Source organism: Chryseobacterium sp. MA9 (assembly GCF_024399315.1).
Lineage (GTDB): Bacteria > Bacteroidota > Bacteroidia > Flavobacteriales > Weeksellaceae > Chryseobacterium.
Window position 1 is genome coordinate 1,878,735 of record NZ_CP075170.1, and the last position, 23,252, is coordinate 1,901,986.

General features: G+C 35.0%; 19 protein-coding genes. 18 read left to right on the top strand and 1 reads right to left on the bottom strand.

Translation table 11 applies throughout. The features are described 5' to 3' along the window. The 4 genes from KIK00_RS08415 to KIK00_RS08430 all read left to right on the top strand — a co-directional run bounded on the left by KIK00_RS08415 (window position 1) and on the right by KIK00_RS08430 (window position 6,955). A complete protein-coding gene (locus tag KIK00_RS08415) occupies window positions 1–1,284 on the top strand; it encodes a condensation domain-containing protein (protein ID WP_255816115.1) in 1,284 nt (427 codons plus the stop codon). Beyond that, window positions 1,281–2,534 carry a hypothetical protein gene (locus KIK00_RS08420; RefSeq protein WP_255816116.1) on the top strand — a complete coding sequence of 418 codons (1,254 nt, stop codon included), beginning with the start codon at window positions 1,281–1,283 and terminating at the stop codon, window positions 2,532–2,534. The genes KIK00_RS08415 and KIK00_RS08420 overlap by 4 nt, the downstream gene beginning before the upstream one ends. After that, on the top strand, window positions 2,531–3,082 hold the full coding sequence (locus KIK00_RS08425; protein ID WP_255816117.1) for a hypothetical protein: 552 nt from the start codon (window positions 2,531–2,533) through the stop codon (window positions 3,080–3,082). The genes KIK00_RS08420 and KIK00_RS08425 overlap by 4 nt, the downstream gene beginning before the upstream one ends. A 132-nt stretch (window positions 3,083–3,214) precedes the next feature. Next, window positions 3,215–6,955, top strand: a complete 3,741-nt coding sequence (locus KIK00_RS08430) for an Eco57I restriction-modification methylase domain-containing protein (RefSeq protein ID WP_255816118.1) — start codon at window positions 3,215–3,217, stop codon at window positions 6,953–6,955. Here KIK00_RS08430 and KIK00_RS08435 read toward each other — a convergent pair. Then, window positions 6,952–7,854, bottom strand: coding sequence for a TaqI-like C-terminal specificity domain-containing protein (locus KIK00_RS08435; protein WP_255816119.1), 903 nt, complete (start codon window positions 7,852–7,854; stop codon window positions 6,952–6,954). The genes KIK00_RS08430 and KIK00_RS08435 overlap by 4 nt on opposite strands. Window positions 7,855–7,945: 91 nt before the next feature. Here KIK00_RS08435 and KIK00_RS08440 point away from each other — a divergent pair, with 91 nt between their 5' ends. The 14 genes from KIK00_RS08440 (at window position 7,946) to KIK00_RS08505 (ending at window position 23,228) form a co-directional block, all read left to right on the top strand. Next, on the top strand, window positions 7,946–8,548 hold the full coding sequence (locus tag KIK00_RS08440) for a master DNA invertase Mpi family serine-type recombinase (RefSeq protein ID WP_078677164.1): 603 nt from the start codon (window positions 7,946–7,948) through the stop codon (window positions 8,546–8,548). A gap of 340 nt (window positions 8,549–8,888) precedes the next feature. Beyond that, a complete protein-coding gene (locus KIK00_RS08445) occupies window positions 8,889–9,386 on the top strand; it encodes a hypothetical protein (RefSeq protein WP_255816120.1) in 498 nt (165 codons plus the stop codon). An 864-nt stretch (window positions 9,387–10,250) separates the two neighbouring features. Continuing rightward, window positions 10,251–11,855 (top strand): T9SS type A sorting domain-containing protein, encoded by a 1,605-nt coding sequence (locus KIK00_RS08450; RefSeq protein WP_255816121.1) that lies wholly within the window; start codon window positions 10,251–10,253, stop codon window positions 11,853–11,855. A gap of 4 nt (window positions 11,856–11,859) precedes the next feature. Continuing rightward, complete coding sequence (locus KIK00_RS08455; RefSeq protein ID WP_255816122.1) at window positions 11,860–14,652, top strand: hypothetical protein; 2,793 nt, start codon at window positions 11,860–11,862, stop codon at window positions 14,650–14,652. Between the two features lie 3 nt (window positions 14,653–14,655). Then, window positions 14,656–18,228 carry a DUF6443 domain-containing protein gene (locus tag KIK00_RS08460; RefSeq protein ID WP_255816123.1) on the top strand — a complete coding sequence of 1,191 codons (3,573 nt, stop codon included), beginning with the start codon at window positions 14,656–14,658 and terminating at the stop codon, window positions 18,226–18,228. Window positions 18,229–18,247: 19 nt separating this feature from the next. Then, window positions 18,248–18,574 carry a hypothetical protein gene (locus tag KIK00_RS08465; RefSeq protein WP_255816124.1) on the top strand — a complete coding sequence of 109 codons (327 nt, stop codon included), beginning with the start codon at window positions 18,248–18,250 and terminating at the stop codon, window positions 18,572–18,574. A gap of 85 nt (window positions 18,575–18,659) precedes the next feature. Further along, window positions 18,660–19,130, top strand: coding sequence for a DUF4375 domain-containing protein (locus KIK00_RS08470; protein ID WP_255816125.1), 471 nt, complete (start codon window positions 18,660–18,662; stop codon window positions 19,128–19,130). A 1-nt stretch (window position 19,131) separates the two neighbouring features. Further along, a complete protein-coding gene (locus KIK00_RS08475) occupies window positions 19,132–19,473 on the top strand; it encodes a hypothetical protein (protein ID WP_255816126.1) in 342 nt (113 codons plus the stop codon). 87 nt (window positions 19,474–19,560) lie between these two features. Continuing rightward, window positions 19,561–19,977 carry a hypothetical protein gene (locus KIK00_RS08480; RefSeq protein ID WP_255816127.1) on the top strand — a complete coding sequence of 139 codons (417 nt, stop codon included), beginning with the start codon at window positions 19,561–19,563 and terminating at the stop codon, window positions 19,975–19,977. Between the two features lie 149 nt (window positions 19,978–20,126). Then, a complete protein-coding gene (locus KIK00_RS08485; protein ID WP_255816128.1) occupies window positions 20,127–20,612 on the top strand; it encodes an ankyrin repeat domain-containing protein in 486 nt (161 codons plus the stop codon). 296 nt (window positions 20,613–20,908) lie between these two features. Beyond that, window positions 20,909–21,919, top strand: coding sequence for an RHS repeat domain-containing protein (locus KIK00_RS08490; RefSeq protein WP_255816129.1), 1,011 nt, complete (start codon window positions 20,909–20,911; stop codon window positions 21,917–21,919). 3 nt (window positions 21,920–21,922) lie between these two features. Next, the gene (locus KIK00_RS08495) at window positions 21,923–22,477 is read left to right on the top strand and encodes a hypothetical protein (protein WP_255816130.1); all 555 of its coding nucleotides are present in this window, start codon (window positions 21,923–21,925) and stop codon (window positions 22,475–22,477) included. Between the two features lie 86 nt (window positions 22,478–22,563). Continuing rightward, window positions 22,564–22,884, top strand: coding sequence for an RHS repeat domain-containing protein (locus KIK00_RS08500; RefSeq protein WP_255816131.1), 321 nt, complete (start codon window positions 22,564–22,566; stop codon window positions 22,882–22,884). Beyond that, window positions 22,797–23,228, top strand: a complete 432-nt coding sequence (locus KIK00_RS08505) for a hypothetical protein (RefSeq protein ID WP_255816132.1) — start codon at window positions 22,797–22,799, stop codon at window positions 23,226–23,228. Before KIK00_RS08500 ends, KIK00_RS08505 begins: the two co-directional genes overlap by 88 nt. The last annotated feature ends 24 nt before the right edge of the window (window positions 23,229–23,252 follow it).

Consider the following 23,252-nt stretch of genomic DNA (forward strand, 5'->3'; position numbering starts at 1 on the left):
ATGAATCAACCTATAAAAAGAAGATTGCTATTTGGTGAACGTATGTTATTAGGGGACGGAACAGAACCTTTTAACGCGGTCATTCCGTTCAGACTGAGAGGTACCTTTACATTAAAAGATATCCAGCAGGCCCTGGCTAAAATTCAAAATAAACACCCATGGCTGAGAGCATTGATCAGTCATGATGAAAAAAATATCCCGTGGTTCAATGTTCCTGAAAAACCCACTTCTATTCCTGTAAGAATCATCACCAGACAAAGTGAAGATCAATGGCAGGAAGAATCCAGGAGAGAATGGAATACCAATTTTAATTACGAAAAATTACCCCTGATCCGGTTTATCTGGATCAAAGGGGAAGACGTTTCTGATATGCTTTTTGCGTTCCATCACTGTCTGTGTGATGGTGGCTCTGCAATGGCCTTCTTAAAAGAGTTTCTCATCGTTCTGGACAATCCGGCTGCCGATATCGGGATAGAAAATCCAATATTGGGAATCCAGGATGTAGTTCCGGCAAATATTCTGAACAGCCGCAGACAGAAACTGAAAGCAAAATTTATCGGAAGACTGGCAGCTACTGCCATCAAATGGATTCCTGTAGGTAAAAAAGCTGTTGAAAGACAGAATGACTATCTGATCAACTGGAAACTGGATGAAACGGTAAGCAAAGGATTAATCACTTACTGCAAATCCCAGGAAGTGACCGTCAATACATTTTTGAGTGCAGCGGTATTGCAGGCATTTAAAAAAGTGAGAGGCGAAAAATCCTTCAACAAGGTTTCCTGTCCGGTAGATATCAGACGTTTTGCCAAGCAGATCACAGAAGATCATATTTTCGCTTTCGGGCTGATGATCGTGGTGTCTGCTGATGAAAAGCTAAGCTTTACAGATAACCTCCGTGCGATGCAGAAATCTGTTGAACACAAAACCTCAAAGCTGAATCCTTACCTCACTATGATGGTCATGGAATCCGGACATGATGCGCTTAAGAATTTCACCAAGCTGCTAAAGAACGGAAAGTCCTCCAACGACTGTATGTTTTCCAATCTGGGACGTATTCAGATCCCTCATGAGTATAAAGAGTTTACGGTAGAAACCATCCTCAGCCCGTCAGTCATTGGTCCGTTAGGAAATACCACTACCCTGGTAGTCTCCACCTACCGTGGCAAGATGGATTTTTCATTCATGGGAAGCGAAGGATATTTACCTTACACTGATGCTATGGCAGTCCGTGATGAGGTGATGCAGACGATACATTCACAATTAAAACAAACAGCAGTATCATGATCAAAAGACCTTTAATGATGGTGGAAAGGATCATGTATGTAGATCCGGAAACGCCTTTAAACTGTATTTATACGGCAAAAATAAACGGACAGGTTTCTGAGAGCAGTTTTAAAACTGCCTTAATCAAAATCCAGCAGAAGCACCCTATACTGAGAGTCAATATTGATCATAACAGGGGACGTTATCCTTTTTTTATGGGACAAAAGGATATTGAGCCTATTCCGCTTCGCATTGTAGAAAGAAAAACAGACGAAGACTGGATCAAAGAATCCGAAAAAGGATGGTTTCAGCTTTTTGAAACTCCCAAAAAACCACTGGCCGAAGTGGTCTGGGTAAAAGGACAGGATACTTCCGAAATTCTTTGGATCATGCCTCACTGCATTTCAGATGGGACAACCGGAGTAACTTTAATGCGTGAGCTTCTTAGCTTGCTGGACAATCCCCATTCCCCGCTCATTCCTTATGTTGCCTTTGAATCTGTAGATGATTTTCTGCCTTCGGATTTTAATACAGGAATAAAAAAATACAAGGCCGGCCTTTATCTGCTGTTCGCCAGAATATTCTTTTCTATCCAGCGAAAAAGCAAAAAGAGAAACCTTGGAAAAAACTACGCCATTCACTGGAAAATGACTCCAGAGGACACAAAACTGATCACAGAAAAATGTAAAGCCAACGGAATCTCCGTTCATGCTTTGCTGTGTTCTTCCGTGATGCAGGCCTTCCGTGATATTCAGGGAGACCGTGCCAAAGGGAAGGTCATCAGTCCTGTAGATGTACGTCATTTTATCCCGGAAATAAAAGAAGATCATTTATTTGCTTTCGCACCAACCGTAGAACTGTCCCTGAAAAAAGACAGCAGGGATGTTCTGAGCAATGCCAAGCAGATCAAAAGAGACCTTCTTGAGAAAATTGATAAGCTGGAAGCCCGTGAACTCCTGTGGATGGGAGAACATATGCACCCTATCGTAGAACGTATGATCCGTATGCTGAGATCCAGCGAGGGCGGGCATGATGTAACCTTATCCAATATGGGAAAGGTGAATATCCCGAATGATTACACCAATTTCAACCTGGAAACGGTGTTCAGTCCTACCGTGGCTTTCCCATGGCTGAACTCGAATACTTTAGTCGCCAGTACGTACAACCAGCAGATGGACTTCACCTTCATGTCCAATGAAAATTTCCTTCCCAAAGAGGAAGCCCATAAGATAAAAGATAAAGCCATTGAGCTATTGACCACCTCTCTATGAAATTTAAAATAAAGCCGCCAAAGCCAAAACCTATAAAAAAAACCACCCTCAGACGCTTTCTCATTAAGCGTACAATTTACTATGTCCTCCCGAATGTATTTTTTAATTTCATCATCGCGTATGCCAGCTTCAAAGAGTTAGGCTACACGCATTTTTTCTCAGGAACCCAAAACCTGGCCCGTCTTACCCTACCAATGGCTATCTTCCTTCCGGTAGTCCTTACCATTGATATCATCAAAAGAGTAACCGATGCCGCCAGCCAGGAAGCCATAGAATTTACGGTAGATGAACAGTTGAATATTAAAAAGTTAATGACCAGGCTAAGTATATTACATGGTTTGATTACAGGATCATTGGTATTATCCCTACTCTTTATAGGACAATATAATTTCTCAAAAGATTATAAGCTGGATGCTACGGCAATGGCTGTGGTCGTGGGTGTGCTGGCTGGGATTTTGTCTGTGGTGTTTGTGTATCTTCCAGTGTGGAGATTGAGGAGGTGGATGTGTAGGAGGACAGCTACAACTGTTGTAGAAATAAATCCATAAAACCCCTTTATTAATATTAAAGGGGTCCTGTTTTATTAATATACTATAACTTATAGATATATAAAGGTTTCCCGTTTGTTTAGTCCCACAATTTTGTCTAAATTAATACCCTCTTATTTTAGACAATAACACATGAAAATTAATAAACTCGAACCTCAGAAAGCATTAAACCCTGCATATAAAAAATTTAAACCTTTAAGAGCAGATATTGATGATTTTTCAGTGAAACTTCAAGAATGCATCAATGCTATCAATTTAGTTGACAGTAGAAATGAGAGTGAAGAACATTTAAAATCTCCAATATCAAAATTTCTTTCATCTACGTTCTATTCTGAAAATGAAATCAATACAAAGGAAAGAATTGATCTGGCAATATACTTGGGTAAAGACGCAACTTCTGATGTAGGAGTTTTAATAGAAGCAAAAAAGCCAAGTAACAGAGCTGAATTCCCGACTGAAAAACAGCTTAATAAAAAGGCTTTTCAGGAAATGCTGTTGTATTATCTCAGAGAAAGAGTTGATTATAAAAACAACAATATTAAGCACCTTATTATAACCAATGGCTTTGAATGGTTCTTTTTCAATGCAAGTGATTTCTACAACTTATTTTATAAAAACAGTGAATTAATTAAGGAATATAAAGCATTTAGAGATGGTTTAAAAGACACCATAAAAAATGAACTATTCTATAATGAAATCGCAAAGAAATATATAGAACAAGTAGAAGATACTCTTCCATTTGTATATCTTGATTTTAGAAATAAAGAAGTTTCAAAATTTAAAGATAAAGAGCTTGTTAATATTTACAAGTTATTCTCTGATGTTCATTTACTTGGAAAAAGCTTTGGTAATGATAGTAATCAACTTAATAAAGCCTTCTATAATGAACTTCTTCATATCATAGGACTTGAAGAAGTAAAAGAGAGTGGTAAAAAAATTATCCAAAGAAAAAAGAATAAAGAAGCAGATTATGGCCCATTATTAGAGAATACAATTTTTACCCTTGAAGACAAAGATTATCTTATCAAGGTTAAAAATATCCCTAATACTGAAGAAAAATCGTTTACCGTTGGGTTAGAACTTTGTCTGACATGGGTTAACAGAATTCTTTTCTTAAAATTACTGGAATCTCAATTGAGAAGTTACAATAATGATTCTCCAGAATATAAATTTTTAAATTCAGAATTCATTCCTGGTTTTGATGCTCTGAATGAAATGTTTTTCTCAGCATTAGCAAAGCCAATACAAGAACGTCACCAACGATATGCAGAAAAATTTAAATATATTCCTTATCTAAACAGTAGTTTATTTGAGAAGAGTGAGCTAGAAGATCTTACCTTTGATATAACAGCATTGATGGATGAGGAAATGGAAGTTTTTTCATCTACAGTCTTAAAAAATGCCAGTGGCAAAAAACAAACAGGAAAACTTAATACTCTAGAATATCTGTTCAAATTTTTAGATGCTTATGACTTTTCTGCGGATGCGTCTGTTGAAATTAATGATAAGCAACAAAATAAAACATTAATTAATGCTTCTGTTCTGGGATTGATTTTTGAAAAAATTAATGGTTACAAAGATGGATCTTTCTACACTCCCGGTACAATTACCATGTTTATGTGTAGAGAAACACTAAGAAAATCTGTTGTTCAAAAATTTAAAGAAGAGATTATTCAAACCGTTGAAACATTTGAAGATGTTATCGATTATTGTAATACTTTTTTCAAGAAAGAAGATCGTAAGAAATTCAATGAAGTAGTTAACTCTATCAGGATTTGTGATCCTGCGGTAGGCTCAGGGCATTTCCTCGTTTCTGCTCTTAATGAAATGATTGTCATTAAAAGCGAATTAGGAATTTTAGGAGACGATGATGGAAAAAAACTACCATGCACAATCGAAATTGATAATGATGAAATTTATGTTTCTGATGCTGAGGGAGAGTTATTCAGCTATAACCGTAAAGATCCACAAAGCTTAAAAATTCAAAAGGCAATTTTTCATGAAAAGGAAACCCTTATTGAAAACTGTTTATTTGGTGTAGATATTAATCCTAATTCAGTAAATATCTGCAGACTGAGACTCTGGATCGAGCTCCTTAAAAATGCTTACTATACAGATGAAGGAGAACTGCAAACCCTTCCTAATATTGACATTAATATTAAATGCGGAAACTCACTCATCAGCAAGTTTACATTGAATGACAGTTTAAAGAGTGCTTTCAAAAGCAAGGAAATTGCATTCTCCGTTGAAGATTACAAACAAGCTGTAAAAGACTATAAGACAACCAACTCCAAGACTAAAAAGAGAGAGATTGAAGATATTATCAGTACCATCAAAAACAATCTCAAATCCAGTCTCGACAATAAGGAAAAAGAAAAAGTTTCTAAAGCATTAGGTGAATACCAAAATGAAGAACAAAGACAAAACAACTTAATTGCTTTTGGAGAAACCATTAAAAAAGCAGAGAAAGATAAACTCAAAAAACTCAAACTAAAGGCTGAACAAGCTAAAAAACAAAAAGAAGAAATTCTCAACAATGTTATTTATCGCAATGCTTTTGAATGGCGTTTTGAATTTCCAGAAGTACTGGATAATGATGGAAACTTCACTGGTTTTGATGTCATTATCGGGAATCCTCCGTACATTCAATTACAGAAAATGGGAGTTGCAAGTGATGCATTACAAACATTAGGTTATGAAACTTTTGCCAGAACGGGAGATATTTACAGCTTGTTTTATGAGCTAGGATATAATGTCTTAAAAGAAAAAGGACTTCTAACATTTATCACTTCTAACAAATGGATGCGTGCAGCTTATGGAGAAAGTCTAAGAAAATTTTTTGCAGATAAAACAAATCCTGAAATTCTTATAGACTTTGGTGGAACTCAAATATTCGATACGGCTACGGTTGACACCAATATTTTAATGTTTTCAAGGGATAAAAATAGACAACAAACTTTAGCTTGTATTGTAAAAGAAAAGGAGTTAAAAAATTTGAGCGATTATTTTAGACAGTTTGCTGTTCTTACAGATTTTAGTTCTTCAGAAAGCTGGGTTGTTTTATCATCGATTGAAAAAGAAATTAAAAGAAAAATAGAGACAATTGGTACACCACTAAAAGATTGGGACATTAATATCTATCGTGGAGTTTTAACAGGATATAATGAAGCCTATATTATTGATGGAAGAGAGAAAGCTAGACTTATAAAAGAAGATCCAAAATCTGCTGAAATTATTCGACCTATTTTACGTGGCAGGGATGTCAAAAGATTTGGATATGACTTTGCAGATTTATGGCTAATTAATACTCATAATGGTATAAAAGAAAAAAATATAAATCCCATAGATATAGAAAATTATCCTGCTATCAAAAAACACTTAGATCAATTTTATTCTCAATTAACCAAAAGAAGCGATAAAGGAGTGAGTCCATACAATTTAAGAAACTGTGCTTATATGGAGGATTTTTATAAACAGAAAATAATTTGGGGAGAAATTTCAGACTCTCCAAAGTTTTCTATTGAGTTAGAAGGTAAATATATTAATGAGGCTACTACATTTTTAATGGTAGGCGAAAGCCTACTTTATCTTATTTCTTTTTTAAATTCAAAAATATCCGAATACTTTTTCTCAAAAATTGGAACTACAACAGGTGTTGGTACCGTAAGGTGGAAAAAATTCACAATTGAACAACTCTTTGTACCAAAGATTTGTCCTTCATTACAAAAGCAGTTTGAAGATATAACGATTCAGATCATTAATAATACAAAAAATAATAAAGATTCTTCATCTCTTTTTAAACAAATAAATTCATTGACTTATGAATTATTTGAATTTTCAGATGAAGAAATTGAATTAATAGAAAATAATTAAGATTCTTCTTCATAGATAAGCTTTTGAACAAAATTTTCAATTTCATATACTTCTTCTTCGCTAAAGTTATAGAAGCTATAGACCCATTTATCAATTTTTTCCATATTTATTTCATGTAATAAATCATTTGCTTGATTTAAAGTAGTATGATTTGGTTTTGGTATTGGAATATTTTTAAAGTAATCTGTAAACATTTTAAACCCGGTTTCATCAAATGAATATATATAATATCTAAATAGATAACCTAATAACGTAGAATTTAAAATAAGCCAAATGTATTCAATATGTTCACCAATAATAAAGTAACAATCATTTCCAAAAAAAAAGTTTTCAGATTCATCGTAAGTAAAACGGGGGAAATTTAATGAATTGCTTTTAGCTATTCGCATTATACCGGGATATATTATTTTCTGTTTATAAAAATCCTCCCAATAATTTATGCTATCTTGGGTTTCAAACCATTGATTATTAGTTTTTTTTCTTGCTCCCCTATCGCCTGTTTGCTTTAATCTGTCATATCCGAAACTCATAAGATGCTGTTTTACTGCCGGATAATCATCAATGTTAATTTTCAGACTTGGAAATGTCGTAATTATATATAAATCAGCAAATTCATAAGAATATCGTTTAATATCACGCCCTCTTAATAATGGTCGTATGATTTCGGCAGATTTTGGATCTTCTACTATTAATTCTTCCTTCTTTTTTCCATCAATAATATAGGCTTCATTATATCCTGTTTTAACTCCGTAGTTAATACTAATATTCCAATCTTTTAGTGGTGTACCAATTGCTTCAATTTTAGTTTTTATAGCTTGTTCAATATCACATAAAATCACCCAACTTTCAGTACTTAAAAAAGTGGTATTTACTCCATTTTGTCTAAAATAATCGCTCATTTCCTTGCTATTATTATTGCATAGAATTATTTTAGACAGTATAGGTATAAATTAAATCAAAATAGCATAATAATTTTTAACAACAAATACAATGATTTACGGATACATCAGAGTAAGTACAGACAAACAGACAGTAGAGAACCAACGTTTTGAGATCAATCAATTTTGTCAACATCAAGAAACTATAGTAGACAAATGGATTGAAGAAACCATCTCTGGTGCAAAAAATGTGGATGACAGAAAGCTTGGTAAGCTCTTAAAAAAGATGAAGAAAGGAGATATACTGATTTGCTCTGAGCTTTCCAGATTGGGAAGAAATTTATTAATGATTATGGGGATTCTTAATGAATGCATGAATCGGGATATACAAGTATGGACAATCAAAGACAATTATCGATTAGGGAGTGATATTAGCTCAAAGGTATTGGCTTTTGCTTTTGGACTTTCTGCTGAGATCGAAAGAAATTTAATTTCCCAACGAACTAAAGAAGCGTTAGCAAGAAAACGGGCAGAAGGAGTTATTTTAGGAAGACCTAAAGGAAGTAAATCTTCAAAAACTAAACTTACAGGACATGAAAAGAAAATTCAGGAGTTACTTGATAAAAAAGTATCATATTCTGCAATTGGAAGAATCTTAGGTGTACATAGGCTGACTGTAAGTAGCTTTGTAAGCAGGCAAGAGAGCCTCAATTAAAACTATAACTTAAAAGGTTCAGCACATGCTGAACCTTTTTTATATCTTAAGTTATCTATTCTCAATCAACCTCTCCGTCCTCACCATCATCTCATCCTTCTCCTTTAGCATTCTTTCAAAAAATTCCATCTTTTCTTATGCCCTGAAACTGATATCTCTCCTATTTCGTCATTTCTTTTTTTATACGTTCTTTTTTTCTTCAAAAATTCAGAAAAAACAAATCCCATTATCCCGTTTTCATTTTCTGATGAACACTGCCTGAAAATCTTACAACACCCTATTTTTCTATGCTTTATGCTTCCTATATTTGATAACAGTAACAACTAAAAAACACAAAATTATGGCACTAGACAATTTAATCAGTTTAAGTTTTACCGCTGAAGAGCTTAATAACCTCGATCAGGCATTACAAACTATTGAAACAGTTTTATCAGGAAAAACCATCAACCTGACTCCCGAAGAAAGACAACAATACGGAAGTATTGCGGAACAGAACAAACTGTTTGTAAACAAGGCGAAGATTTACATGGAGCAGTATCCTCAGTATGTCCCGAACTTTTTAGATAAAACAGAATTCGATAAGGATTATCTGGGAAGAGAGCAGGTAGAACAACGCTTACAAAGAATAAGCTCATTGACAGAACAGCTGTCTGATACAAAAGTCTTACTGGATCATGATAACTATCATAATGCTATTACCTTCTACAGGAATCTGAAGTTCCTTTCAGGAGAAAATGTTCCGGGTACCAATGTTATTTATGAAGATATGAAACAGTTTTTTGTGACAACAGGGTCTTCAACCCCTCCGGCAACTCCCTCTGATGACGTAAAGAACTGATAACAATCGGTTAAGCAAGTATTAATAGTCGGTTCTGAAGTTCAAACACCTATTTTTATAAGTATCAATACCCCCTTCCCTAAGGGGGTATTACTATTTAAAAACTGCCTGCAGGTTATTGGTGAAGTGTCTCCAACTTATTCTAAACTCGCCGTAAACACTTGATCAACTTGTTATCGCTATTTCAAAACCGGCTTCCGATATATTAACCACGTGTTTCAGGGGCTTATTAAGCCCGCTATTGATACTTACGAGATATCAACAGACACTTTTATAAGTGCCTGGAGTGACATGTGATAATGGCTGGAAATATTTTTGAGTGGTTAGGGAATATGGTCAGAACAGGCCTGCAGAACATTACGCTTTTCCGTAAGCAAAAGATCAAAATCTTTATTATCATTGCTGCATCTGACAATGATGTGTAAGGATCAATCATATGAAAACGTATACAGTTTTAAATAACACGACAGGTTCTGTCGCTTCAAAGAAATATTTTTGTATTAAATCAAAGTCATATTTGGACACATGTTAAAAAGTGTTAAATTTGCCGGGTTTTATAAATCAGTCAAATCATGGCTAAAAAACAATAACTATGAAATTTTTATTCAGTTACATCCATTTGGTGAATATTCTTCAGCTACCTTTTAAATATTTAAAATCAGTTTCATATGTACAAATTCAGATCGGTTTTTATGCATATGAAATACAATATTCTTTTGGTGCAAAAGAATATTATTTTGAATAGTTTTGAAATATTTTTTACAATATAAAGGCATTTGATTCTCTGAAATATAATATGTAAAAGAGAATTGGATTTAACCATGATCTATCATAACAAACAATGTTAACTTAAAAAACACGGGAATGAAAAAACTCTCTCTCAGTGCATTTACTCTATGCATGTTCCTGAGCATATCTGCCCAGGAAGTGGTTTGGCAGAAAGACATCAAATCCTCTACTCAGGATTTTCTCAGCCAGGTTACCACAACAATCGACCAGCAATATCTTATCACGGGAAGCTCTATCCAAAGCGATAAGCAGCAAGCTTCAGGCAGTAAGCAAAACAACGGCTATGATTTCCATCTGGTAAAACTGAACCAGCAGGGAGAAGAAGTCTGGGAAAAATATTTCTCAGGACAAAACCATGATTATTTATCAGCAACAGTTACCACGCAGGATGGTGGATTTCTTTTAGCCGGAACCTCTTATTCAGGAAAAGGATTGGATAAAAAAGAGGACTCTAAAGGTGGATCAGATATCTGGCTGATCAGAATCAACGAATTCGGAGATGAATTGTGGCAGAAAACTTTAGGAAGTTCTTCAGACGAAGAAGCAAGAGCTGTGATCCAAACTACTGATTTAGGATTCTTTGTTGCCGGAAATGTACAGAATTCTTCAAAAGGCTACGGCTCCAAAGATATCTTAATTACCAGAATCGATAAAAACGGAAAAGAGCTCTCCCAATTAATCTTAGGCGGAAAAGGCTTAGACGAAGTGGAGAAAATGATTCCAACGAAAGACGGAGGAGCTTTACTTGGAATTTACTCAAGAAGTTCTGAAGTAAAGGCGGGAAGCGGGAAGATGGAGGCTGGAAGTAGTATGAAGATCGACTCTTATTCCAAAGACAGCAGCAACTTCGGCGAAGGAGATTATTGGATCGTAAAGCTTGACAAAAACGGAAAAGTAGAATGGGAAAAGAACTTCGGAGGCAAAGGTGATGATCATGTCAGAACACTGGCATTAACTTCAAATGGTTTTGTCATTGGTGGAGAATCAAGATCCGAAAGATCAGGCAATAAAACGGTTGGAATTGAAGAAGGAACAGACCTATGGCTGATTTCTTTAAATGAAAGAGGTGATGAGCAGTGGCAGAAATCTTACAACTTCAAGAATCGTGATATTTTGATGGGGATGAGTGTAATAAGCGGGAAGCAGGAAGATGGAAGCGGGAAGTCCAAAGGCATTCTGCTGGGAGGCTATACTCAGGCTGAAGGAAGAATACAGACTGATGATGAAACCTTCTGGATGCTCTATTTGGATCAGAATGGTATCGAGCAGTGGAGAAAATATGTGAAAGGAGAATCAAGACAAAGAGAAGAAAGACTTTCAGATTTAAAACTGAACAGAGATGGTTCTATTGTATTGGCAGGAACCAGTGCAGAAGAACTGGGCAAAGAGAACTGGAAGATTGTAAAACTGGGAGACAAGCAAGTTGATCAGTTAATTGAAAAATACGATATCAAAATCTATCCAAATCCTGTTTCCGATTATGCTTATGTAGAAATCGGCTTTGATTTCAAAGATGCTGATATTCTTTTGTATGATATGAGTGGAAGACAGCTTCAGAGTATAAAAACTAAGAACAGAGTGACCAAGATCAATACTCAGGCTTTGGTTCAGGGAGCTTATCTGGTGACTATAAAATCTGATACTAACAAAACGGCGAATGCCAAATTAATTAAGAAATAACATCATGAGAAAAAAACATAAGATCATAGTATTCCTGCTTACATTGTGTACAGGACTGTTATTTTCACAAGGTGCATCGAGTGAAAGCTTCACCTCGGCACCTTCCGCCACATCAATTCAAAGTTTTATTAATGCTCCGATATCATTATCTACAGGGGTTCCGGATATTAATATTCCCTTCTTTGCGCTGGCTACCCATAACCCGGGAATAGGAATCAATGTAGGAATATCTTACCATCCCAACAATTCTGCTAAAACCAGCAGAGCTTCCGATGTAGGTCTGGGCTGGTCTTTATATGGAACAAGCTGCCTTATTTACAGAGCAAAAAGTCTCATGACCGAAAATGAACCTTCTACTACTTATTACTATTCCTTTATGGGATTTAACGGAAAATTCTTATTAAAGAATGATCCACAGTTAGGGAAATACGTTTTTCCTATTACGCAGACCAATCTGGATTTTACTTATATAGCTGATGATACTTTTAAAGTTGTTGACCCATCGGGGAATACGTATTTTTTTAATAATAGAGATCAGAATATTTTAAAAAAAACCCATATCTCCAATCCTTATACTTCGACTTATTACCTTACTAAAATAAAAGACGTTCATCAGACCGAACAATTATTATTCGAATATATAGAGGACAGTTATGTCCCTAGTCTTGAAACTCTTGCAATAAAAAGTCTAAAGGTTAGTAAAGTAACCTCACCTGATTTCGGTTCTATAGAATTTAGCTATAACCTTGACGAAACTCTCAGAAAGAAGTTTTCAGACCCGTATCAGCTGCACACCGTAGCCTTGAAAAGCAAAGCAGGAAAAGTCATCCAGAAATATACATTGCAAAATGAAGGAGGTGTTTTTATCTATACCGATCCTACTCCTTCTTCCTGCCCTCTAGATCTGGGAGAACTGATTTTTAATGAAAAAAGGAAACTTATTTCTATCCAAAAATATGGAACTTCTTCCCAATTTGAAAAAACCAGTTTTGAGTATACTGAACTGCCTTCTTCAGAAAATAACTGGCTAGGTCTTGACTGTCTTTGTCTTAATGGATCTGGAGGTATTAGATTTTTAAAAGTAGGACTTCTGAATACTATAAAATATCCTACCGGAGGACAGACTCGCTATGAATTTGAACCCAATCAGTACGAAGTTAAAAAGACCCATATAAACGACCCGTTTTCTGATTTTAGCATTACATATGTCCCTCCTTATGAATATATCGACCATGATGCTCAAGTATTGGAAGACGTAGGAACTTTTAATTTCGACACCCATTTTACAGATACTTATACCTTCAATCTTCCTCCTAATCCAGATAATTCTGAGGGAGCAAGCTATTTGGTATACTGTATCAATGTAGGTGCTTATTATACAGATTCTCCGGTATGGGAACCCGGGACAATTCCTAGTTTAGCTGCTGAACTGACCTCTGGAGTGATAGGAAGCGACGGGAATAAAAAATTTATGCCCGGAACCAACACTTTCAAAATATCTGGAACAGGCGGTGGAGGCACTGTAACCATCAAAAGAATCAGATACAGATCTATTCCGCTTCCTAACTATGCAACGACAAGTGGGTTTAGAATTAAAAAAATAGAATTTCTTGAAAATGGAGTTCCGATAGATTCTGAAACCCGTTATTATTCTTACCAGCAGTTTGATGACAACTCTAAAACAAGTGGTGCTGCTGTCTGGCTTAAAGACAATACCGTTGTTTATAAAAATGTGAAAGAATCCATTGGTCAGAATAAAGGGTATGCCTGGTATTATTTTAAAACTTTAATGGATCATCCTGATAATCAAAACGCCTCTACTAATTTTTCTCACTATAATATATTGATTAATGGTCTTTTAGATAAAAAAGAAGTCTTTGATGCCAGCAATACTAGGGTGGCAAAAGAAGAGAACATCTACGAATTAACTTCAACAGGATTCCCATATTATCTTGATGATAGTTCTGATTCAGGCGTTCAGGTAAAAAACTCTATTGTGACGAAGCAGACGAATACCACTACTTCTTTTGTAGGGCAGGATACTATTTCTTCAACCATAGAATCCACAAGAGAACCCATAAATCTTAATATTACAGGCAAAAAGACCATTACTCCTGAAGGAGATATTCTGGAAGAAAATTATACATATCCTAAGCCAGCTGCTATGCGCTTATTTGGTGCAGGAATCAGAGACAGGGTTATTACTACTGAATCCAAGAAAAATGGAGCTACCCTTTCTAAAACAGAAACCCGATATGATGATACCACTCATCTATACCCTACTTCTGTCATAGGATTTTTGCCTGATGATCTTACTCAGTCCTTTAAAAATGCGGTGAATGATATTTATGATGACAAAGGTAATCTTGTTCAGTACAGAGCATTTCCAAATGCTGCAGATGCTTCTACAGGAGGAATTCCGACTACCATCATCTGGGGATATAACAAAACCATGCCGATTGCTAAAATAGAAGGTGCAAAACTATCGGATATTCCGGCAGCACTTATTACATCCATTGTCAATGCCTCTAACGAAGACGCAGATGCTGTTCCAGCCAATGAAACAACAAAAGAAACAGCATTAATCAATGCGTTGAATACCTTCAGGAAAGATGCTGCTCTTAAAAATTTCGTGATTACTGCCTATACGTATGACCCGATGATCGGAATGACCACTACGATTTCACCTAATGGGATGATGGCAAAATATAAGTATGATTCTTTCAACAGGCTTCAGAAAGTCATCAACAATGAAGGAATTACGGTGAAAGAATACCAGTACAACAACAAAAACTAAAAGATGAAAAACAATATAAACATAATCCATACAGGAAAACTGAAGATAAAAAAATATTTTTCAGCACTGGCTTTGGCTCTTTCTCTGTCTGTTTTTGCACAGACAACGACAGAGAATTATGTCTACAGCAAAGTTTCTCTCTCTGAAGATGGCAGTAAAAAATCAGAAACCATACAATATTTTGATGGTCTGGGGAGACCCAAGCAAACCATTCAGGTAAAATCTACCCCACTGGGACAGGATCTTGTGCTACCAGTTACCTATGATCAGCTGGGAAGGCAGACCAAAAGTATTTTACCGGTTCCTATGGCTACCACTAACCTTGGAATACAGAATGTTTCTGAAGCCACAGCCAATACTTATTACGGAGTACCCAACGCCTATTCCGAACAAAAACTGGAAGCTTCTCCTTTGGCAAGAGTCCTGGAAACCGCAAGTCCCGGAAATGAATGGGCAATGAACTCCGGACATACCCGAAAAGCAACCTATGAAATTAACAAAAACTCAGATAAGGTAAAGAAATTTTCGTTTACCAATTCATGGGTCAGCACGATTGCAATTTCTTCTGTTCCTACCGTTTCTTTTTACAATGAAAAAGTATTGGTTAAAACTTCCGGAACTGATGAAGATGGTAACAAAACTATTGAATTTACCAATGGATTGGGACACACTATTCTGGTAAGAAAAGTCATTAGTGCTACTGAAAATGCAGACACCTATTATCTTTACAACGATTATGGCCATCTTGTCTACGTTATTTCTCCAAAAGCAGACGCTCAGATTACCTCCAATAACAATATCATCACCCAGCAGATTCTGAATGATCTCTGCTATCAGTATAAATATGATAACAGGGGCAGGCTGGCTGAAAAGAAAGTTCCCGGAAAAGGATGGGAATATATGGTGTATAATAAAGCTGATCGGCTTATTCTAACCCAGGATACGGTCCTTAAAGAAAAAGGGCAATGGCTTTTTACCAAATATGACCAATTGGGAAGAGTTGTGTACACAGGAATCACAAATAATGCTTCCAGCAGGGCATCAATGCAAAACAGTGCCAATGCTAATGCTAATTTATATGAAACCAGAACTGCTACAGCGGGACTGACCATAAACGGCATGCCTGTATATTATACTAACGTTTCGACTTCTACCGGTGTTACCCAGGTCTTAAGTATTAATTACTATGACACCTATCCGCAATACAGTTTTAATCCTGCATTTCCATCAGCAATTTTCGGAAAACCAGTTTTAAAAGATGATCTTTCCGGAAATGTAAATACGAAAGCAATGCCCGTCATGAGCCTGGTAAAAAATATAGAGGATGACAACTGGACCAAAGATTACAGCTACTATGATACAAAAGGAAGACCTGTTGGAGGATATTCTATCAATCATTTAGGAGGCTATACGAGAACAGAATCTGAACTTGATTTTGCTGGAGTACCGCTTCAGGTAAAAACTTATCATAAAAGATTAAATACTGATACGGAGAGGGTGATTACAGAAGTTTTCACTTATGATAACCAAAACAGGCTGCTTACCCACACCCATCAGGTAGACAGCAACACGCCCGAAATTCTGACTCAGAATAAGTATAATGAGCTTTCCCAGCTGGTATCTAAAAAAGTGGGAGGAACTTCTGCAGCGTCTCCCCTTCAGACAGTAGATTATACTTATAACATCAAAGGATGGCTTACCAGGATCAATGATCCTAAAAACCTGAACGGAAGACTTTTTGGTTATGAATTGAAATATCAAAACCCTGATAATATTTCCTATACAAAATTCAACGGTAATGTTTCTGAGACCGACTGGAAAACTTCTGTTGATGGTGTACTGAAAAGATATATTTATAGTTATGATGTCTTAAACAGACTTACAGCCGGATATTATCATGAACCTACAACTTCGGTTCCTGCTAATAATTTCTATAATGAAGAAATAGCATATGACCTTAACGGGAATATTACCCGCCTTCAGAGAAATATGAAAGGAAGTAGTAATACAGTAGAATATATAGACAACATTTATTATACCTATTCAGGAAACAGGCTTATTTCAGCTTCTGATGTCACACAGAATTTTAATGGTTATCCAACAGGAGGAAATCAGATTGGTTATGATAATAATGGAAATATGGTTAACCAGCTGGATAAAGGAATTTCTTCCATTCAATATAATTATTTAAATCTAACTAAACAGATTACGCAAAACTCTAAAGCTATTAACTATTATTACAGGGCAGATGGAGTTAAAATTAAGAAATCAGGACCAGCAGGATCAAACACAGATTATCTTGATGGGTTTCAATATACGGAAGGAAGCATAAAATTTGTTCAGACTTCAGAAGGGTATTTCAATTTTGAAAATAATAAGTACATTTACAATTATACAGACCATCTGGGAAATATAAGATTAAGTTACTATAAAAATGAAACCGGAATAGAGATCCTTGAGGAAAGTAATTATTATCCATTTGGTTTAAAACATGGAATATCTAACCCCTCTGTAGGAAACCCAAGCTATAACTACAAATATAATGGTAAGGAATTACAGGAGACCGGGATGTATGATTATGGAGCAAGAATGTACATGCCGGACTTAGGAAGATGGGGAGTTATTGATCCATTGGCTGAAGCATCCAGAAGGTTTACACCCTACCATTATGGGAACAATAATCCGATAATGTTTATAGACCCGGATGGAAGAATTACAGAGTCATTTATTAAGGGAATGATGTCTGCACCTTCAGGTACAACATGGTACAATACAGGGATAGGTTTTACTAATGACCAGGGAGGCTCTATGGACTATGACGGTAATAGAATTAACTGGGGAATGGACTATACCCGTATGCTCATGCAGAGTGTTGGCCTTTCTCATGGTGGTGAAGGTGGCGGTGGTGAAATGGTAATCCATATTCCAGAAGTGATTATTACCGGAAGTCTTGCAATAGATTTTGGGCTTCAGATGCGAAATCGTGTAAATGCATACATGAATGCTTGGAATTCCAGAGGCAGCTTTTATAGCACCAGAATCGGTGAACAGGTATTGGATGCTAAAGAATCTGCTTTAGGGAAGATATGGTCATTTTTAAATCCTCGCATATGGAACGGGGGTGACGGTGTATCATATCAGGTAAACTCTGATGGAATAGCAACCAATGTAGCCCCATTGATGGGTGATCTTCCTCTTAGTGGAAGTGGGATTAAAAATATAATACAAGCAGAGGCAAATGGTGCATATTATTCAATCGCTTATGAAATGAAACTAGCTGAATCATCTTATCCTGGAGTAACCCGATATATGCATTTTAAGGAAGCTAATATTGCATTAGAGTCAGCGATGAAAACAAACCCGCTATTAAATGAATTAGGAATTGTCATACCTAGATCTGCATCAGGATCAATTATAGGAAAATCACCAACAAATTGGGTTTGGCATCATGACATAGAAAAGGGACTTATGCAGCTGGTTCCCAAAAGCCAACATCCTAATGTGCCTGGTGGAATATTTTGGGAAACGATGCATCCTGGAAGAAAAGGAGGGTTTTCAATTTGGGGAAAAAAATAATTTTAAATATAATAATTATATGAAACTATTAGAACTAGTAAAATATTTTAGAGATGGAGGCTCTTTTGAAGATTTCTGCCAAGCACAATCATTGGATCTTGAGTCCGAAGTTATTGAAATTTACATGAGGGAGCCTTTGGAAATTGATAATGACCTTGCTTTTTTTGAAATAGAAAAAACACAGGGTAATATTGAATATCAATATAAAGACATAAAATATTCCAATCTATTTGATTTTTATTATTTTTTAGATGCTATAGAGGAATCTCAAAATGCCCAAAATCGGTCTTTATCAAACGAAGAGCTTACAAAACTTCTATTCAATTATGCAATTAATGATGCATAAAATAATAGTTTGTAATAAAGTGGAGTGTTGGTTTCAATACTCTACTTTTTAACAGTGGTAATATCTAAATCTTTTACAAAATAGAATGAAAAATATAAGCGACAAAACTTATTCTGATGCTGTAAAAGGAATAAAAGAAGAATGGTTTTATAGTGATGTCCCTAATTGGTACAGTTATGTAGTCAATCTTCCTAAGCATTTACAAGTAATATATCTAACCGTAATATTAGAAAATCAAGTATTAAACGGAGGATTTCATCAATACTTTGTAAATTCTTACGGACAATTTGCGAAAGAAACGATAGATGCTTTGATTGAAATAGGTGCCTTTAAAAAATCAAACCTTTTGGAGAAGGCTTTACATATTGTACAAGATAAAGACATGAGCGATGAAAACTTCCGAAAAGAATTAGTAAACAAAACACTAAAAAAACTATTTATCGATGATGATTTATTTGACCCTTTAGAAGAATTAGATGATATATATTACAGTTTGGAAGATGAAGATATTTCTGTTTTATTGGGTGAATATTTAAGCAAGCAATCTAAAAATTAGTATGAAACCAGAAGAATTAGTAAAAATTCTCCATAGAGATGTAATTAAAGGGAATTTGGAATTATATCAAAGCTTACTAGATACAACAAATGAAGCAACAGATCCTGTTTGGAAAGGTATTTTGCCAATATATATTAATTTTTCAAGAGAAGAAAAAGAAATATTTTTGAAATTTTTGAAAATAATCGAAATTAACACGTTATCACATGTTTTAGGGATATTGGATGGAACAACTTACGCTGATGGGATAGAACAGGATTTTATTCTAACAGTAGAAAATGACAATAGAAAAATTAATGAGGACTTACAGGATCTATTTTTAGAATTGATTGAAGAGGAATAAATACCTCGATATATTTGAGGCTGCTTCGTAAAAGCAGCCTCATTCATAATATAATCAGCTTCATTTCCAAATACAAAATTATAATTAATGTATAAACTTATTGAACCAGAGGTAGCAGGAGGCTTGGGTGTGCAAACCCAAATGGATAATTCTTTTTTTCCTCCTCTTATTAAAAATCTTCATTATGAATTTGAAGGTTGGTTAGGAGATGATATTTTAGAATCCTTTCCATGCTACATAGTAACAGAGAGGCTTAGAGATGGTATTGAACTTGAAAAACTGACAGGCGTTAGTTTTGATAAAGTTTTAATCTCCAAATCTGAAACTTTTTTAGAACTTTATCCTGATAGAGAACTTCCAAATTTCTTTTGGGCTAAAATAAACGGAGAATCAAATAGAGATGACTTTTTTATTACGGAAAAAAATGGCTTGGCAATATCTGAAAGAGCTTATTCATTATTGAAGAATTACAATATAGATCAAGCTGATATTGAAGATTTATAATAAATGCTTTTTATAATCGATGCAACATAAAAGCCTTCTTTATAAAAAATATATGAAGTTCTATATAAAAAGGTTAACATAACAATGAAACAGAGCATTGAATTTAATGCTCTGTTTTAATAAAATACAAATAGAGTTACCAAAAGAATATGGACAAAAATAGTATTAGTGAAGTTTTTCATATGATCGATCTTAATAATTTAGAAGACCTAAGGGAGATTGTAAATGAGAGTAATGTTAATCTTTTTATAAATGAGTTTGGACAAAATCTTTTACATATGGCGATTACACGAAACTCTCCCGAGGTATTTAACTACCTTTTATATTGTGATATAGATTTAAATAAATTGGATAGAGATGGTAAAACTCCATTACATTACAGTACAGCCTATAATAATCTTGAGTTTACAAAATTATTGTTAGACTCTAAGAAAATTGAAAAAGGTATAAAAGATCAATATGGTAATAATCCGATGTGGGGTGCCGTTTTTAATTCACGTGGATACTATGATGTAGTTAGATTACTAATGGAGCATAGGGTTGATGCAACATCTAAAAATAATAGTGGTAGATCTGCACTGGATTTTGCAAAACAAATTGAAGATGAAGAATTAATTGAGATTCTTAAGTCTTAATTTTTATGATCCTGAATTATGAAACAGGCATTGAATTTCAATTCTGCGTTTTAATTATATCGCAAAATAGAATGATCAAAGTATGAAAGCAGAAGAATTAGTAAAGATTCTCAATAGAGATGTTATTAGAGGAAATTTAGAGTTATATCAAAAACAGCGCAGGTGCTCCTGAAATTATTGATACCAACAACTACTGCCCTTTTGGGATGAACCACATCTCAGATTCGTTCAGTACTTCAGGTTTCGGAAGTTTCTAAAGCTATAAATATAATGGCAAAGAACTTCAGGAAACAGGAATGTATGATTATGGAGCAAGAATGTACATGCCGGACTTAGGAAGATGGGGAGTTATTGATCCATTGGCTGAAGCATCCAGAAGGTTTACACCCTACCATTATGGAAACAACAACCCGATAAGGTTTATCGATCCAGATGGAAGAATTACAGTAGATAACCTGCAGGGAGGGTACAGTACTGGAAGTGCAGTTATGGATTTTTTTAGCAGAAATGGTTTAACAGATAAAAGGAATATGCCTATGCTTTTCCGTGATGAAAGTGGAATGATGATAGAAACCGAAGCCTTGGGTAAAGATGGTGAAGGTGGTGGTAGCGAACCTGCTCAAGGTCCTAAACCTGGTATTTTTAAGAGTATAGGTAATTTCTTCAGAAGACTAGTTGGTAAAAGTAAACATGCTGCTGTGGGGGTTTTATCTGTGGGGGTTATTACACTTGAAACCATAGCTCCTTCTATAGAAATGAGTGCAGCAGCAGAGGCAGCGGGATATGGAAGAATAGGTATATGGGGATTACCTTTAATGCTTAATGGAGACAGCGGCTTTTCTGCAAATTCTAAACCGATTACGGGTGCTATTGATATTCCTGTTACAACAACAGCTGATGAATCAGAGCCAGAATTTGAATATTTTTATAGAGCAATGTCTTATAATGAATACAATAAAGCAGGTGGATATTTAACACAACAATTGAATGATTTGGGAATGGATATGGGAGAAGGACCATATGTAACTAGAAGACTAGAATATGCACAAAAAGCAAGTTTCAGTTTCGGATATGCTGACCAATATGACATTATTGTTCAATACACTGTCCCACAAGGAACATATGAAATGTTTAAAAGTATTTCTCTCCCTGCTCGAGGAACAACAATGAGACAAAGTGAACAACTAGGGCTACCCATTAAAAAGAGAGAAGATGGTGATTATAATTTTTCTTTTTATGGTAGAAACACGGCAATTTTTAATTCAACAATTATTGGATTGCCACAAATTATTTCAATAAAAAAATAAAACATGCAAAATTTTAATTTATTCATTTCAGCAATTGAGAATGACTATGATGACCAAATCGATGATTATAAAAAAATAATATTAAAAAATCCAGATAATTTTTTTGTTGAATTATCAGATTTCGTTGTTGATAATTCAAAAGAATATGATAGGCTACAATATATTGTAGATTTATATAACATATTTGATATTTCTCAGAAAGGCTTAGATATTGTGAAAAAAGTTGGAAATCTTATATTTTCATTGTATATAGAAATAATTGACGATCTTATTAAGAATAAGGAAGAATATTATATATATAGTTATATAGACTTTCTATACACAAATAATTCTTTTTTAAAAAAACACGAACAACTTTTCTTTGAAAAAAGTTTTAATGTTCTATGTTCAAATTTAAATAAAGAAGAATCAAGTTGGTTTATTATTTCTTGTTATAGATTAATTGATTTATATTTTAAATTTGATGAGAACAATGTTTATATTAAAAAATATTTATTAGTCGGCAATAATAAATTAATAAAAAATTACATATTACTAAAAATCCCCCCCATTAACTAGGATAATCCTCTAAATGTGTTACTAAATTAGAGTATTGATACCCAATACTCTAATTTAAAAATGGCAAAGAACTTCAGGAAACAGGATTGTTTGATTATGGCTGGAGAGAGTATATGCCGGATTTGGGAAGATGGAACGGGATAGATCAGCTGGCAGAAAGCTACCTTTCTACAAGTCCATATGCTTATGTTGCTAATAACCCTGTTTTAATGACAGATCCTGATGGAAGATGGATGGATGACACAGGACTACGGGACAGACCTTTGGGTTTCATGGTTCTTCATATAGACCTCTACTGTCATTCAGCACGTATGATGGTATGCACACTAATGAAGGTGCAGGCGTTACTGATAATGGAAATAACAGGATTGCACAAGGTCCTAAGCCTAATATTTTTAAGACAATAGGTAATTTCTTTAGAAGACTAGTTGGTAAAAGTAAACATGCTGCTGTGGGGGTTTTATCTGTGGGGGTTATTACACTTGAAACCATAGCTCCTTCTATAGAAATGAGTGCAGCAACAGCAGAGGCAGCGGGATATGGAAGAATAGGTATATGGGGATTACCTTTAATGCTTAATGGAGACAGCGGCTTTTCAGCAAATTCTAAACCGATTACGGGTGCTATTGATATTCCTGTTACAACAACAGCTGATGAATCAGAGCCAGAAGAAATGATTACTTTGTATCGAGGAGTATGCATAGGATATGATGACTTTACAAGGCAGAGCTGTTCCTCTTGGTGGGCATAGTGACCCTAAATTACATAATTGGGG